The organism is Rhizobium sp. SRI_017 (assembly GCF_057586295.1).
The window spans coordinates 1-13,581 of record NZ_JBYCZP010000039.1 but is presented as its reverse complement, the minus strand read 5'-3'; the positions used below and the strand labels follow the sequence as shown (position 1 = coordinate 13,581).

Sequence of the window (13,581 nt, the reverse complement as noted above, 5' to 3'; positions counted from 1 at the left end):
GTGAATGGGGAGCATACGTATGGCAAAAACGGACGGGGCAATCGAAGCAGAGCGCATCCTACTTGCGTTCGCCACAGACGCATCGGCCGGAAAAGAAGTGTCTTATTTTCTCTTCGAGGCTTATTTCGTAGACCATAATTATTCGTTGAAGAACACGACTGCAGGGCTGCGTTATGCCCGAGAGAAGGGTTGGATCAAAGTTCATTCCTTTCATTCAATCACGCTGCTTGAGACTGGGTTCAAGTTTCTCCTTGATTTGAGAGCACGGGGGCGATGACCTCTCCGGGTGGCGCCAGCGTGGCAAAGTGACCTGGGAGAAGGATTGAGTTTTGGGCGTCGCGCTTACCCATGTCACCGGCCGCTTTTTCAACGCACCAGCGGCCTTTCAACCTAATCGACGGTCCGGAAAGCTGGGTGACATCGACGGAGCACGTGATGAGTTCCCCCTCGCAGCCGCAGCCCAAAACCTCCGGAAACTCGCAAAGCTGACCCCACGCCGATGCCGAAACCGGCGTGAGGGGCATTGCGCCTCGGCGCGTCCACCGAAACCTAGATGCTGCCACACGATCTCGCCGCGACTTTTTCAACGGTATCCGCCAGAAGGAGACATGGAGGAACTCGCCATTCTTGAGACTGGAATTGCTACGGCGATTAGAACAGGCTGAAATTGATGTCCTGCTACCCGATAGGCCGGACCTAATCATCCTTGCGCCCGACTGCGACGTCAGTGGCGAACTGCTAGCGTCTGACCCCATTCCCCCAATGCATCGGTCACCGACTTCAACCTCGTGCCGAGTGACGTCAAGGAATATTCCACCTTGGGCGGAACTTCGGGTTAGACCTTGCGAGAGACGATCCCGTCGCATTCGAGTTCGCGCAGTTGTGATGTCAGCATTTGTTGAGTCACGGCGGGGATACTGCGTTGCGGCTCGCCGAACCTCCGCATTCCCTGCGTCAGCTGGAAAATGATGTGCAGCTTCCATTTCCCGCCGAGGGCGTAGACCGCCCTGGTCACGGGACAGTCGACGGCAGGTTCACAAGAGCGACCAGGAGCGGCGGCATCGATCCTCCACAGTATGAAAATCCATAGTACTGGTTTCAGCTGCCCAATGCGACCGCGATCGCGCGCGTCGGGGCTCCGGAAATCACTGGAACGCCAACGTTTGGGATCCGCGTCAAGGCCAAGATCTCAGCCCGCCTGCTCCGCGTTACAGGTGCGGTTGAGTCGAAGATGTGCCTGCAAACGTGATTTGCCCTCGACTGCTTAAACGCAGCTTAACTTGCGATTCATTCCTAGCAGGCATAGTTTTCTAAAATAAGGAGAACCGAATATGCGCATAGTTATGTCTGTCGTTATCGCCGCATTCGCATCCTCTGCCATCGCGTCGCCAAAGTGCACCACCGAACCTAAAGACAAGTGGATCTCCGAAGCCGCCATGCGTGCAAAAGCGGCGGCCGCCGGACATAGAATCGAGGTCCTAAAGGTCACCAAGGGCGGCTGCTACGAAATCTACGGCCGTGATGCTGCCGGCAAGCGCATCGAGATCTACTTCAATCCGCTGAGCGGTGACGTCGTCGAACATTCCTGATTGGCACCGATCGTCTTGGGGCCAGCGAGCGGCATGATCGGACGGATTATTGACGGCAGAAAAAGCTTGCGCCTCATTCTCGGCGTCAGCCTCGCTGCATCCATCTTTCCTGCTGCCCTTTCAGGCTTCGAACTCTACCGCATCCGCGAGGATGTCGTAGCAGTCCAGAACGCGACGCGCGAGGCCTCGCATGCCCGCGATCTCGTCGATCGGGTAAGCCAGAGCCTTTTCAATCTCGCCGCGGCGCCGCTCAACCTTTCAACCGACGAGCGTGCGGCCCTAACGACCCAGACTGATGCCAACCTCAAGGCGCTCACGGCCGCCGTTAGTTCCGCCAAGGGTCTGACCGGCTCACTCCTAAGCGCCACGCAGGAGGCGGATCTCTCGACGGCGATTGAGGAATTCGCTCACTCTTGGGAGGAGATCAAGGAGGGTCTCGGTGAGGGCATGGAAGAAGGCGAAAAGGCCTATCACTTCCTCAACATCTTCAACGAGGCCGCCAAAGCGCGCGACCTCTTGATGGCGCTGCAGACCTCGGCGACGACGAAGGTTGACCAGTCCAGTGCCGCGTCGATTGCCGGCATCAGCGAAGTCGGACTGATGCTGGCGCTGGTCTTTGCGCTCGCGAGCGTGGTTAGCACCGCCTCCCTGATCGCCAATCATCGCATCGCAGGCTCGCTCCGTCGCACCAATGATGAGCTTGAGGGCGCAGTTTCAGAACTCAACATCCGTGATCGCGAACTGCAGGATCAAAATAGCCGCTTCAATGCGGCGATAGAGAACATGTCGCAGGGCCTGTCGATGTTCGATGGCGCGGCCCAGCTAATCGTCTGCAACCGCCGCTTCGGAGAGATTTATGGTCTGCACGACCATCTTATGCAGCGCGGCGCCACTCTCTCCGCGATTCTTGCCCGGATGGCAGATAACGGCTTTCATGTCGCTGAAGGCGTCGGCTTTGCCGACCTCTTACAACGCGGCCTGACTTCGAAGGAAGCCTTCGCCGCAAATGTGCGCGCGGCCGACGACCGTGTTGTCCAGATTGTCGGTCAGCCGATGGCAGATGGCGGATTCGTTGCCACGCATGAAGACGTCACCGAACGCAAGCTTGCAGAGGCGCGCATTGCACACATGGCGCATCACGATGCGCTAACCGGTCTTCCGAATCGTCTGCTCTACCGCGAGAAGCTCGAGGATGCGCTAGCGTGCACCGCCCAGGGCGATCATTTCCAAGTGCTCTGTATCGACCTTGACCATTTCAAGGATGTCAATGACGCACTCGGCCATCCCGTTGGTGACAAGTTGCTACAGCAGGTCTCAGCACGCTTGCGACAGGAGATCGGCCCGCACGATACCGTGGCCCGCCTCGGTGGCGACGAATTCGCGATCATCCAGCTCGGCGCCGAACTGCGCGAATCCAGCGATTTGGCACACCGTCTGATTGAGACGCTCAGCATGCCTTACGAAATCGATGACCATCAGGTCATCATCGGCTGCAGCGTCGGCATTGCCCTTGCACCGCAGGATGGGACCGATCCGGTCGCATTGTTGAAGGCTGCCGACCTTGCGCTCTACCGGGCCAAGACCAACGGGCGTGGCGCCTTCCAGTTCTATGAAGCCGAGATGGACGCCCGGCTCCAGGCACGGCGTGTGCTTGAACTCGACCTGCGTAATGCCTTGGCAAATGATGAGCTCGAGGTTTTCTACCAGCCTCAGATCAATCTTGACCGCAATAACATTAGTGGTTTTGAGGCACTGCTCCGTTGGAATCACCCAGAGCGCGGGACCGTGTCGCCCGCCATCTTCATCCCGGTTGCCGAGGAGATCGGTCTGATCGGTCGCATCGGCGCCTGGGTGCTAAAAGCGGCCTGCTGCGAGGCGATCAAGTGGCCGCACGATATCAAGGTAGCCGTCAATCTCTCGCCAGCCCAATTCAAGAATCGCTCACTTATTCTCGACGTGACTTCAGCACTCGCAGTATCGGGCTTACGAGCTAGCCGCCTCGAGCTCGAGATAACGGAATCCGTGATGCTGCAGGATACCGACTCGGTCCTGACTACGTTGCACCAGATCCACGACCTCGGCGTCCGTATATCAATGGACGATTTCGGCACCGGCTATTCATCGCTTAGCTACTTGCGCAAATTCCCCTTCGACAAGATCAAGATTGACCAATCTTTCGTCCGCGACGTGTGCGAAAGCGGTGACTCTGCCGCGATCGTCAAGGCAGTGGCAACTATGAGTGCGAGTTTGGGCATGGACACCACGGCAGAAGGCGTCGAAACTCTCGAACAGCTCCAACGGGTTCGGTTCGAAGGATGCACCGAAGTTCAGGGGTATTTCTATTCCAAGCCGCTTCCTGCAGGCAAAATCCCTGAACTGATCTCATCTCTATTGGGCAATGAGCGAGCACGGGCTGTGAGCTAGGTTTCGAGCAGAGCACCCTTTGCTGCGATGCACTGCACGACATGGGCGACCCGGTCGGGGCGGTGCGCCACATTCGCGAACGGATCAAGCCGGACGGCACGCTGATGCTGGTTGAGCCGATGGCCGGCGATAGCCTCTCCGAGAACCTCAACCCCGTCGGCCGGATTTTCTACGCCGTCTCGACCAATACCTGCGTGCCGTCTTTCAAACCGACACCGATGTCGCGACTTCGACCAAAATCCGGATGGTCACCGTGAGCATGGCCGAAGAAGTAGAATAATTTGAAACGCGAATTTAAGAATTAGTGGGTCATCATATTCGCTGCTACGAAAGCGATAGATATGGTTTCCCGACTCCAGGAGTGGATCGTCAAGAGCATCGCTGCCGGTGCTTTCTCGAAGTGCGCCGATGTGTTGCGCTTTGCCTTGACGCGCTCTCTGGTGACGACCGGTGCGGCGATCGGACTAAATTACTTCGTGTATGAAGTGTTCGGCCGCATTGGTCTCGCCACCATTCCAGCCGATCCCCTGGGCGACGCCGTGGTCACGGCCTTTGTCGCTGGGCCAATTTCCTTCCTCGCCTACTATCTTGTTGGTCGCGCAATTCTGGCACTCGCGATTTCCCGCGACGCGTTCGAGCGCATGTCGCGCACCGATCCGCTGACCGGACTGCTCAACCGGCGTGCCTTCACGGATGTCGTTGCGGCGCTGCAAGCCCCTTATGTCATCGCTGTGATCGACATCGACCGTTTCAAGTTGATCAACGATACCTATGGCCACAGCGCGGGCGACGAGGTGCTGATCGGGGTGGCAGAAGAGCTTCGTCGTGTCTTTTGCAACGACGTCGTGTTTGCCCGCCTCGGCGGCGAAGAATTCGGCGTGGTGATGCGCGACCGGGGCAGAGACGAAGCGCTTTCCGTTCTCGATCATGCGCGGATCGCCGTGGAAAATCGCGTCTTCCAGGTGGCGGGCGGGCAGATATCGGTCACCTTCTCAGCCGGGCTATCGCGACCGGGGAGAGGAGAGGATTTCTCGATGCTGCTCAACGATGCAGACAGGGCGCTTTATCTCGCCAAGGCTGCCGGTCGCAATCGTGTCGTCCATGTCGACGACCTCGCAGCGATCAGCCCGGTCGTCGAGCGCATTCACCAGCAATTGGCAGGCTTATCGCCGACGTAATGGAGTGTTAACTATGACGCTCTATCTTCACGAGACCTATCATTCAAACCGCAGTGCATGCTTCAACCGCCGGAGTAAGCAAAGTGGCATTTACTATCGCAAGAAGTCTCGCCGCGGTCGGCATTGCCGTGTCCGTGGGCATGTTCGCGTCGTTCGGACTCCAGCATGCGGCGCTGGAGCGGCTCAAGGTCAAGGGCCCGATCTACGAGCAGATCGTCTACGGCAAGGACCTGATCGCCGATATCCTGCCGCCGCCGCTCTTTGTGGTCGAATCCTACATGCTGTCGCATGAGGCCAACGACTTCCCAGACCTGATCGACGCCAATCTCGCAAAGATAGCGACACTGAAGGCAGCCTACGAGGATCGTCGCGCCTACTGGCTGACCACCCGCCTGCCGCAACCGCTCAAGGACGAACTCAACAACGCGGTGCTCGCCAAGGGCGACGTGTTCTGGAGCGTCATGGAAAATGACGTCATCCCGACGCTCAACACCAAGAAGGCGGGTGCTGCGACTGAGTCGATCGTAAAGCTCAAAACAGCTTTCCACGAGCACCAGGATGCGGTCGAAAAGCTGGTCGCGAACTCAGACGCCTTCCTCAAGGGCGAGGAACGCAACGCCGCCTCGGAAATTGGCACCTGGACGACAGCGGCCGCCGCCGCGGCGCTCGCATCCTTCCTGCTGCTGCTGGCGGGCCTTTATTTCTTCCGCCGCCGCGCCGTGCTGCCGATCGACGGCATGAAGCGCTATATGAGCGGCCTCGCCAACGGCGATTTCTCGCAAGATGTGCCCTATGCCGAGCGCAGCGACGAGATCGGCCAGATGGCACGGGCCGTCGTCGTCTTCCGCACCAATTCGCTTGAACGCCGCGAAGGCCAACGCCGCGAAGTCGAAGCCAAGGAGGCCGAGGTCATCAGAGAGCGCCGGCTGGCCTCCGAGCGTGCCGCCGAGGAAGCCGAGCGCGGCGATGTCATTGGCTCCCTCACGCGGGCACTGGACGAGCTCTCGCGCGGCAATCTCGGCTTCCGGATCGACAGCCACTTTTCCTCAGCCTACGAACAGCTGCGCACGACCTTCAACTCCAGCGTCGATACCCTCGCCCGCTCGATCGACGCGGTATCGGACGCGACCGGCACGCTCCGCCACTCGTCCTCCGACATTTCCGAGGCAATGGACGCGCTTTCCCAGCGCACCGAACAGCAGGCTGCGACGATCGAGGAAACCTCGGCCGCACTGACCGAGATCACCGCCGCCGTCGGCAACTCCTCATCCCAGTCGGCCGAAGCAAGCCGGATGATGTCCGAGACCAGCCGCGCCGCCGCGCAATGCGCCGGCCTGATGCGCGATGCGATCGGTGCCATGCAGCGGATCGAGGGCTCGTCCGGACAGATCGGCTCGATCATCAATGTGATCGACGAGATCGCCTTCCAGACCAACCTGCTCGCGCTCAACGCCGGCGTCGAGGCGGCACGCGCCGGCGAGGCCGGCAAGGGCTTTGCCGTCGTCGCCCAGGAAGTGCGCGAACTCGCCTCCCGCTCGGCCAAAGCCGCCAAGGAGATCAAGGCACTGATTTCGGCGTCCTCGGAACAGGTCGGCGCCGGCGTCTCGCTCGTCAACCGCACCGGTGATGCGCTCACCGACATCGAGGCCAAAGTCCAGCGTGTCGGCGAGCTGATCGACGCAGTCGTCACGTCGTCCAGCGAGCAGTCTTCGGCGATCGGTGAGATCAACACCTCGGTCCATGCGATGGACGAGGTGATCCAGCGCGATTCCGCCATGGCAGCGGAAACGAATTCGGCCTGTAAGGGTCTGAACGAACAGGTTCAGGCGCTGGAGGAGATTGTCTCGCGGTTCAGAATGCGGGCTCCTCTTGCGCCTAAGGCGATGGCGCGACCTCACATTGCCCGCATGGTGCTCTAATGTAGCGACTTACGCTCGTTAATGGTCAGGGAAATGTATCGAACTGGTAGCGAACGCGTCGAACGTTTCCCTTGACCTCTAGGCGATGCGATCTCATGAAGGTACGGCCTATGCGACAGTCAACGGCATCTGGAAAATGAACGTCGTACAATCTTCATTGCTAATTACATCTAGGCTACCACTATGCGATTTCGCAATCTCGGAGGCAATAAAGAGGCCTAGCCCCAAACCTTCCTTCCGATCAGCAGGTTCTCCCCTGAAAAACGGGTGAAACAAGCGATCCTGGATATTCTTCGGAATTGGTTTGCCACCATTGCTCACGGCGATTTCTAAGGTCGCTGTATCGCTGATGGCTCTCACGGTGATTGGTTGGTCCTCATCGCCATGGGTCACAGCATTGCCCAAGAGATTGGAGACCATTTGTCCAATGCGGGCCGGATCGCAAGACGCCGATGTTTGAAGCCCAATGGTCGCCATTATCTCTCGGTCCGGATGCGCCGTCCTTACTTCGTCGATAACCTGTCGGAGTTCCGCCTCTAGTCCCGATCCATCCGTAGCATGAATTGCAATTCCGCTCCCCAGCCGCGCCCGCGCAAAATCCATGACGTCACTGATCAGACCAGCCATTCGGTCGGCACTGCCGTCCATCAGTTTGAGGACTCGTTGGGCCTTTTCGCTGATTGGCTCCTTAGCAAGCATCCTGAGCCCCGACTTGATCGAGGCAAGTGGGTTTCGGAGGTCATGCCCAAGGACGGCGATGAAATGCTCTCGCAACTCTGATGCTTCTTTCTGTGCAAGCATCGACTCTTGAGCAGCAAGCCGCTCCTCGACCAATGTTCTTACCCGATCCTCAAGTTCTGCATTTGCCTTTGCGAGTTCTCTGCGAGCCGCCTCCGTTTGCGCCTGTAACTCCAAGATCTCTCGTTCGTATCGACGCCGATCGGTCGCCTGAAACAGACTGATGCGGGTAAATAAAAGATCGTCGTCGTCATCCCTGCGCTCCACAGCGTTCGCAAGGACGGGCAAACGGCTGCCATCCGCTTTGGAGATATCGAGCGCGACTTCGTTGAAAAAACCCTGCATACGCAACAGCGGTGCAAAATGGGTCTCGTAGAAAATCCTCGCACCGATATGAAGAAGGTCCCGAAGATAGGTCCCTATGATGGCTTCACGTTCGTATCCGGTCCACCGGAGGAAAGTCGTGTTGACCATATAAATGCGGCCGTCCGGCAGCAGCGAAAGATAGCCGCAGGGCGCGTTGTCATATAGGTCGTTTAGGTCCTCGTCCGGTACCGTACCAAGGACTTCCGGCTCAATGTGAGGCAAACGGACTAATCGCAGCAATGAGTTCCTCCGGCGCGCTCAGATTTGGACAATGTCCGACGGCGCGTAGTTTGAGGAATTGGCTACCAGGAATTTCCCGATGAACATATTCACCGACGGCGTCTGAGGCTATGATATCATCACTGCACTGAAGAATAAGAGTTTTAGCTGTTACTTTAGGCAAATCTGCTCGATTATCGGACAGGAATGTGACTCGCGCAAACTGCTTCGCGATCTCTGGGCTCATTTGGCAGAAACTGTTGGCGAGCTCGTCTGCCAATTCCGGTCGGTCGGCATTTCCCATAATCGCTGGAGCCATCGCCATGGACCAGCCCATATGGTTATCAGCGAGAAATGCGAGCATTTCATCGATCTGGTCTGCGGCGAAGCCGCCGACATATCCCTCGTCATCAAGATAACGCGGCGATGGACCCACCATGACCAAATGAGAAAACATTTCCGGCTCGTTTAATGATGCAAGCATACCGACCATGGCACTGACAGAATGGCCGACAAACACCGCATCCTTCAGATTGAGTTCCCGTCCGATTTCGACCAGGTCATCCGCGTAGCCGTCAAGCGTCGAATATTTGTTCGCATCGTACGCCGAAACGTCTGACCTGCCCGCCCCGACATGATCAAACAAGACCACCCGAAACCGATCCTCGAACGCGGGAGCCACAAAGCGCCACATGTTTTGGTCACAACCGTAACCGTGAGCGAACACGATGGTTCGCTGGCCTGAACCTGAAACGACAACGTTATTGCGTTGGAGAGCCGACATATTTTGCCTTTGTGGGGGAGAAATCGGCCTGGGTGTTGATATTTATCAATCTAATGCAGCAAGCCGCGTTTGTACAGGTGTGCAACTGACAGGGAACGAAACCCGTCTGATAGGGTTCCCGTGGCACAGCGACAACTTCACGCTCCTATCCGGTCGTATAGATTGTATTTATGCCGGAAGTGTATATTTTGTGTCGAGCCAAAGAAAGAGATTCGCGTGCCAGCCATCAATGTTTTACTTGCAGAAGACGAAGCTTTGATCCGCATGTTGATTGTGGAAGAGCTCAAGCAGTTCGGTTGGGAAATAACCGAAGTTGGAACAGCTGACGAGGCAATTGGCGCGATCAGACAAGGCGCGCGATTTGATCTCGTAATTACAGATATTAATATGCCAGGCACGACAACGGGGCTCGACCTCGCAAGGACTGCTCGGGAACTTAACCCGGCGTCTAAGATCGCAATTATGACCGGAAGACCCGTCAAAGGCGCGTTGGATCTGTGCGATCTTTACCTCAATAAGCCCTTCTTCGAGATAGCGTCGCGTTTTAAGAAGCTCATGTCTTGACAATCGCGCACGCGATGGCGAGCGAGTGCTATGAATCTACGCGTGTAAACACGCGCATACATCACATAAACTGTCGAACCGACCTGATGCGGAAATTTTGTTCTTAAGTGGATGCTTGACGACTAGATGCACATTGTAGTGGGGCCTCGTCATAGCGAGGCATTCAAAATCCGCGTACTCGACGCGATCGCGGATGAGCGGCTGCCGACACGTTCCGGGTAACGCCTACAAGCAACCGCGGCGTTCACAAAGGGATCGATGTCTGGGATAGCGCCACGGGGGAAGGCTACGACCTGCACGCCGCGAATACGACCCAGGTTCTCAAGCATATGGACACCTATGACGACGATCGACGGAACTGTGATTCACAACGTCAACCCGATTGTCTACCAAAGTCCCTGGAGACGATGACAGGGGTATGCGTCCCGCTTGAGGCCCAGCACTTCTCCGCCCCCATTACGCCCACGGTCCCCCTGCAGTGACGCGAAAAAGTCAGCGGGTCAAAAGTTGGATTCCGGTTACCTGCTGGGAGGATCCATATTGGGCAGGAACAGGAACCTCTCCCACAGAGCCGGATGGTCGACAGAGTATGAACAACATGCAGCGTCGGCTTGCTAGCATGAGAAAATGACGAATATATTATTCGATGACACCGAAAATGAGAGAGTTGAACGCAAGAGCCAGGTGGATGAATGTATATCAAATATGATACATAAATATATTTTAGTATAGATAATTGAAATCAATCGATAGGCATGGGTTCTCTGGAAAGATGATCTTATGACGGACACGAAATGCACTATAGATTCTGTTTAGGAGATCATCTACCATGAATTCAATGCAATATGATCTTGCGAAATTGCCTCTCAATACCCTCCTGCGGCCGATTTCTGACGGGGGTGCGGCTTTGGCACGCCTCGATGAGCGGATCGCGCGCTTGGCGGTCGGAAGCGGCTGGATCGAACGATCCCATTTTGCCCACGCCTGCGCCTCGTTGTGGGTCGACGGCGAACTGGTGCATCTCGAAGACCTCGTCCTTCACGACGCCGGCGCCGACATTCGTGCGCCGACCCACGAATTGACCATCACCCGCGACGTGCGGCGCGCCCGCCGCCGCATCGCTTCGCAGCCGCGCGGCTGGGCGCTCAGCCCAGACGGCGTGCGCAGTCTCCGCGGACACGGCCTTGTTGCCGGCGCGCCTGCGGCATCAGATGATGCCCATATGGCGGTGATGAGCAGCAGCGCCGGACCGAATGTCGCGATGACCGGAGTAGGGGAGGGGGCGCTCGACGACGCCGATCCGTTCGCCGCCGCGTTCGTCGCCATCGATGCGGCACTGGCGCGCTCGGAGACGGCCTTGGCGGGCGCCACTGCGCCGGGCCGGCGTGTCGTGGAGGATCGGGATCCGCTGGTCTACGATCTCGGCGGGGGCGAGGATGCCCGGCTCGATGAGTGGCGCATCGTGCTGACGGAAACCGAGGGCCTGCCGCCGGTGCTGCGGGCGGTTCTTCTCCTCGACGCTTGGAACACCTTGCAGATCCTGCAGCACGCACCATGGCTCGGCCGGCTGCTGGCGGCCAGTCTTTTGCGCCAGGCCGGCCTGACGATGGCGGCCCATCTCACGGCCATCAATCTGGGCCTGAAGTCCATTCCGGTCGATCGCCGCCACCACCCGGGTCGCAACACGCGGCTGCTGGCACTCCTCAACGGTCTCGCTGCGGCCGCAGCGCTCGGATTGAAGGAGCACGATCGGCTGGCGGTCGCCCGCCAGGTGCTGCAGCGAAGGCTGGTAGGCCGGCGCGCCTCTTCGAAGCTGCCGGACCTGATCGACCTGGTGATGGCGCGGCCGCTGGTGTCGGCCGGGATGATTGCCGAGGCGCTCGATGTCACGCCGCGAGCGGCGCTCAGGATTGTCGAGGAACTGGGTTTGCGCGAGATGACGGGGAGGGGAGGTTTCGGGCATGGGGGACTAATTTGAGGTGTCCGATCGCCGTTGCGGCGTTTCCCAAATTGGTCGGAAGGGACATGGCTCTGTAGGAAGGAAGGGACCTCCATCTCCGGTCTTTCCAGGATCACGGCTACTACGTTTTCCAATTTGCGGGCCATTGACTTCCAATTGTCATGCCTGATAGTTCCAGTCGTCAGAGATCCGGAAAAGCATGTACAAGCGGTTCGTCGAGCATCGGGTGGAGGAAGCCCTTTCGGATACCCCGGTGATCCTGATCGTAGGACCACGCCGGGCGGGCAAGACCACGCTTGTCCGCAAGATGGGGGAAGCGGGTCGGACCTATATCACACTCGACGATCAGACGGCGCTAGCCGCGGCGCAGTCCGATCCGGCCGGTTTCATTCGCAGCCTGGATCGCGCGATCATCGATGAGATCCAGCGCGCACCCGATCTGCTGCTTGCGATCAAAAAGACGGTGGACGAGGACTATCGTCCCGGACGCTTCCTTCTAACCGGCTCGGCCAATGTGCTCACCTTGCCGCGAGTTGCCGATAGCCTAGCGGGCCGTATGGAAACCATTCGGATGCTGCCGCTGGCTCGAGCTGAAATAGGAGGTCGGTCGCCAACTTTCCTCGAGCGCCTGTTCGCGGGGAAACTTCAGAAAGACAAAGAGGCGATTGTTGGCGAGGATCTCATCCGGCTCGCGCTGCTCGGGGGGTTTCCAGAGGCGATCAGTCGTCAGAGCGAGCGGCGGCGGCAGGATTGGGCGAGGTCCTATCTGACGTCCGTTCTGACCCGCGACTTGAGAGACATCGCCGAGATCGAGAAGCTGACCGAACTGCCGAAATTCGTCAGGCTGCTGGCGGAGCATTCGGGGCAATTGGTCAACTACTCGCAGTTCGGCTCCATCGTCAATGTCAGCCACAAGACAGGACAGCGCTATGTGGCACTGCTAGAGCAGGTCTTCCTCGTCTCGACCTTGCAGCCCTGGTACACGAACGCGCTGAAACGGATCGCCAAAACGCCGAAGCTTCATTTCCTCGACTCCGGCCTTCTCGCCACCGCACGCGGATTGAGCTTCGATCGGGTGAAGTCTGACCGCGGCGTATTTGGCGCGCTTCTGGAAAGCTTCGTGTTCGCCGAAGTGCTGAAGCTCATGAGTGCCTCCGACTTGCGGCTGACACCATATCACTTTCGCGACCAGCAAATGCATGAGGTGGATATAGTCCTGGAACGCGACGACGGCATGATCGTGGGGATCGAAGTCAAGGCGTCAGCAACGGTGAAGTCCAGCGACTTCGCCGGGCTTCGGACTTTGGCCGAGGCGTGCAAGGACCGTTTCGCCTACGGCGTGGTGCTCTACGACAGCACCGATCTTGTTCCCTTCGGAGACAGGCTGGCCGCTGCGCCATTGTCGGCCTTGTGGGGTTGATGGGCCACGCGACAATCGGAAAACGCATCCCGGACAAGGCGCAGCCCCCATCGAGCCTGCTTTGGCCGTCCACAGCGGGCGGGAAGCAGCCAAGGTCCGCTTCGCGCCCTCAAGTCAGTCGTTTAGCCCGCCGGGGACCCGTCCCAAAAGCAGACATAATTAAGGCAAATCCTTGAAGCCCCGATACAGGTTTGAGTCAGCACCAAACGTCGCTGATGGGCCAAAGGCCGAAGTCGTGTCGCCTTTGCGCACACTACTGTCATTGAAGCAGTCGTTGATGCTGCCGGAAAGCGGCCATAGCTCGTGACGAAACGCGTGCTGCAATGCGGCTCATTGAGTTCAATTCGCATCGGCCAACCCGAGGCTGCACCCACCAGACTTCGTTTTGGAGGAAGCCCCGGATCGGCAATGCTTGCAGTG

10 protein-coding genes and 2 pseudogenes are annotated in these 13,581 nt (G+C 58.2%); 9 read left to right on the top strand and 3 right to left on the bottom strand.

Annotation, left to right across the window (positions count from 1 at the left end; genetic code table 11):
- The first annotated feature begins 19 nt into the window (after positions 1-19).
- Positions 20-277, top strand: coding sequence for a hypothetical protein (locus AC2YI2_RS34520; RefSeq protein ID WP_487391042.1), 258 nt, complete (start codon positions 20-22; stop codon positions 275-277).
- A gap of 447 nt (positions 278-724) precedes the next feature.
- Here AC2YI2_RS34520 and AC2YI2_RS34515 read toward each other — a convergent pair.
- Positions 725-1,015, bottom strand: a pseudogene (locus AC2YI2_RS34515) (winged helix-turn-helix transcriptional regulator).
- A 316-nt stretch (positions 1,016-1,331) separates the two neighbouring features.
- Between AC2YI2_RS34515 and AC2YI2_RS34510 the strand changes: the two are divergent.
- The 5 genes and pseudogenes from AC2YI2_RS34510 (at position 1,332) to AC2YI2_RS34490 (ending at position 7,110) form a co-directional block, all read left to right on the top strand.
- The gene (locus tag AC2YI2_RS34510) at positions 1,332-1,589 is read left to right on the top strand and encodes a PepSY domain-containing protein (RefSeq protein WP_487391041.1); all 258 of its coding nucleotides are present in this window, start codon (positions 1,332-1,334) and stop codon (positions 1,587-1,589) included.
- Between the two features lie 66 nt (positions 1,590-1,655).
- Positions 1,656-4,013, top strand: coding sequence for a putative bifunctional diguanylate cyclase/phosphodiesterase (locus AC2YI2_RS34505; RefSeq protein WP_487391040.1), 2,358 nt, complete (start codon positions 1,656-1,658; stop codon positions 4,011-4,013).
- Positions 4,014-4,039: 26 nt separating this feature from the next.
- Positions 4,040-4,216: pseudogene (locus tag AC2YI2_RS34500) on the top strand (SAM-dependent methyltransferase); the annotation flags it as partial.
- 138 nt (positions 4,217-4,354) lie between these two features.
- Positions 4,355-5,191, top strand: a complete 837-nt coding sequence (locus AC2YI2_RS34495) for a GGDEF domain-containing protein (RefSeq protein WP_487391039.1) — start codon at positions 4,355-4,357, stop codon at positions 5,189-5,191.
- An 83-nt stretch (positions 5,192-5,274) separates the two neighbouring features.
- On the top strand, positions 5,275-7,110 hold the full coding sequence (locus AC2YI2_RS34490; protein WP_487391038.1) for a methyl-accepting chemotaxis protein: 1,836 nt from the start codon (positions 5,275-5,277) through the stop codon (positions 7,108-7,110).
- Positions 7,111-7,218: 108 nt separating this feature from the next.
- Here the strand turns inward: AC2YI2_RS34490 and AC2YI2_RS34485 are convergent, their stop codons facing one another.
- Positions 7,219-8,451, bottom strand: coding sequence for an ATP-binding protein (locus AC2YI2_RS34485; RefSeq protein WP_487391043.1), 1,233 nt, complete (start codon positions 8,449-8,451; stop codon positions 7,219-7,221).
- A complete protein-coding gene (locus AC2YI2_RS34480) occupies positions 8,423-9,217 on the bottom strand; it encodes an alpha/beta fold hydrolase (protein WP_487391037.1) in 795 nt (264 codons plus the stop codon). Before AC2YI2_RS34480 ends, AC2YI2_RS34485 begins: the two co-directional genes overlap by 29 nt.
- 216 nt (positions 9,218-9,433) lie before the next feature.
- On the opposite strand from AC2YI2_RS34480, the gene AC2YI2_RS34475 reads away from it, so the two are divergent.
- From AC2YI2_RS34475 to AC2YI2_RS34465, 3 genes are all read left to right on the top strand, one after another.
- Positions 9,434-9,781, top strand: coding sequence for a response regulator (locus AC2YI2_RS34475; RefSeq protein ID WP_487391036.1), 348 nt, complete (start codon positions 9,434-9,436; stop codon positions 9,779-9,781).
- Between the two features lie 829 nt (positions 9,782-10,610).
- Positions 10,611-11,759 carry an RHE_PE00001 family protein gene (locus tag AC2YI2_RS34470; protein WP_487391035.1) on the top strand — a complete coding sequence of 383 codons (1,149 nt, stop codon included), beginning with the start codon at positions 10,611-10,613 and terminating at the stop codon, positions 11,757-11,759.
- A gap of 181 nt (positions 11,760-11,940) precedes the next feature.
- The gene (locus tag AC2YI2_RS34465) at positions 11,941-13,161 is read left to right on the top strand and encodes an ATP-binding protein (protein ID WP_487391034.1); all 1,221 of its coding nucleotides are present in this window, start codon (positions 11,941-11,943) and stop codon (positions 13,159-13,161) included.
- Positions 13,162-13,581: the final 420 nt, after the last annotated feature.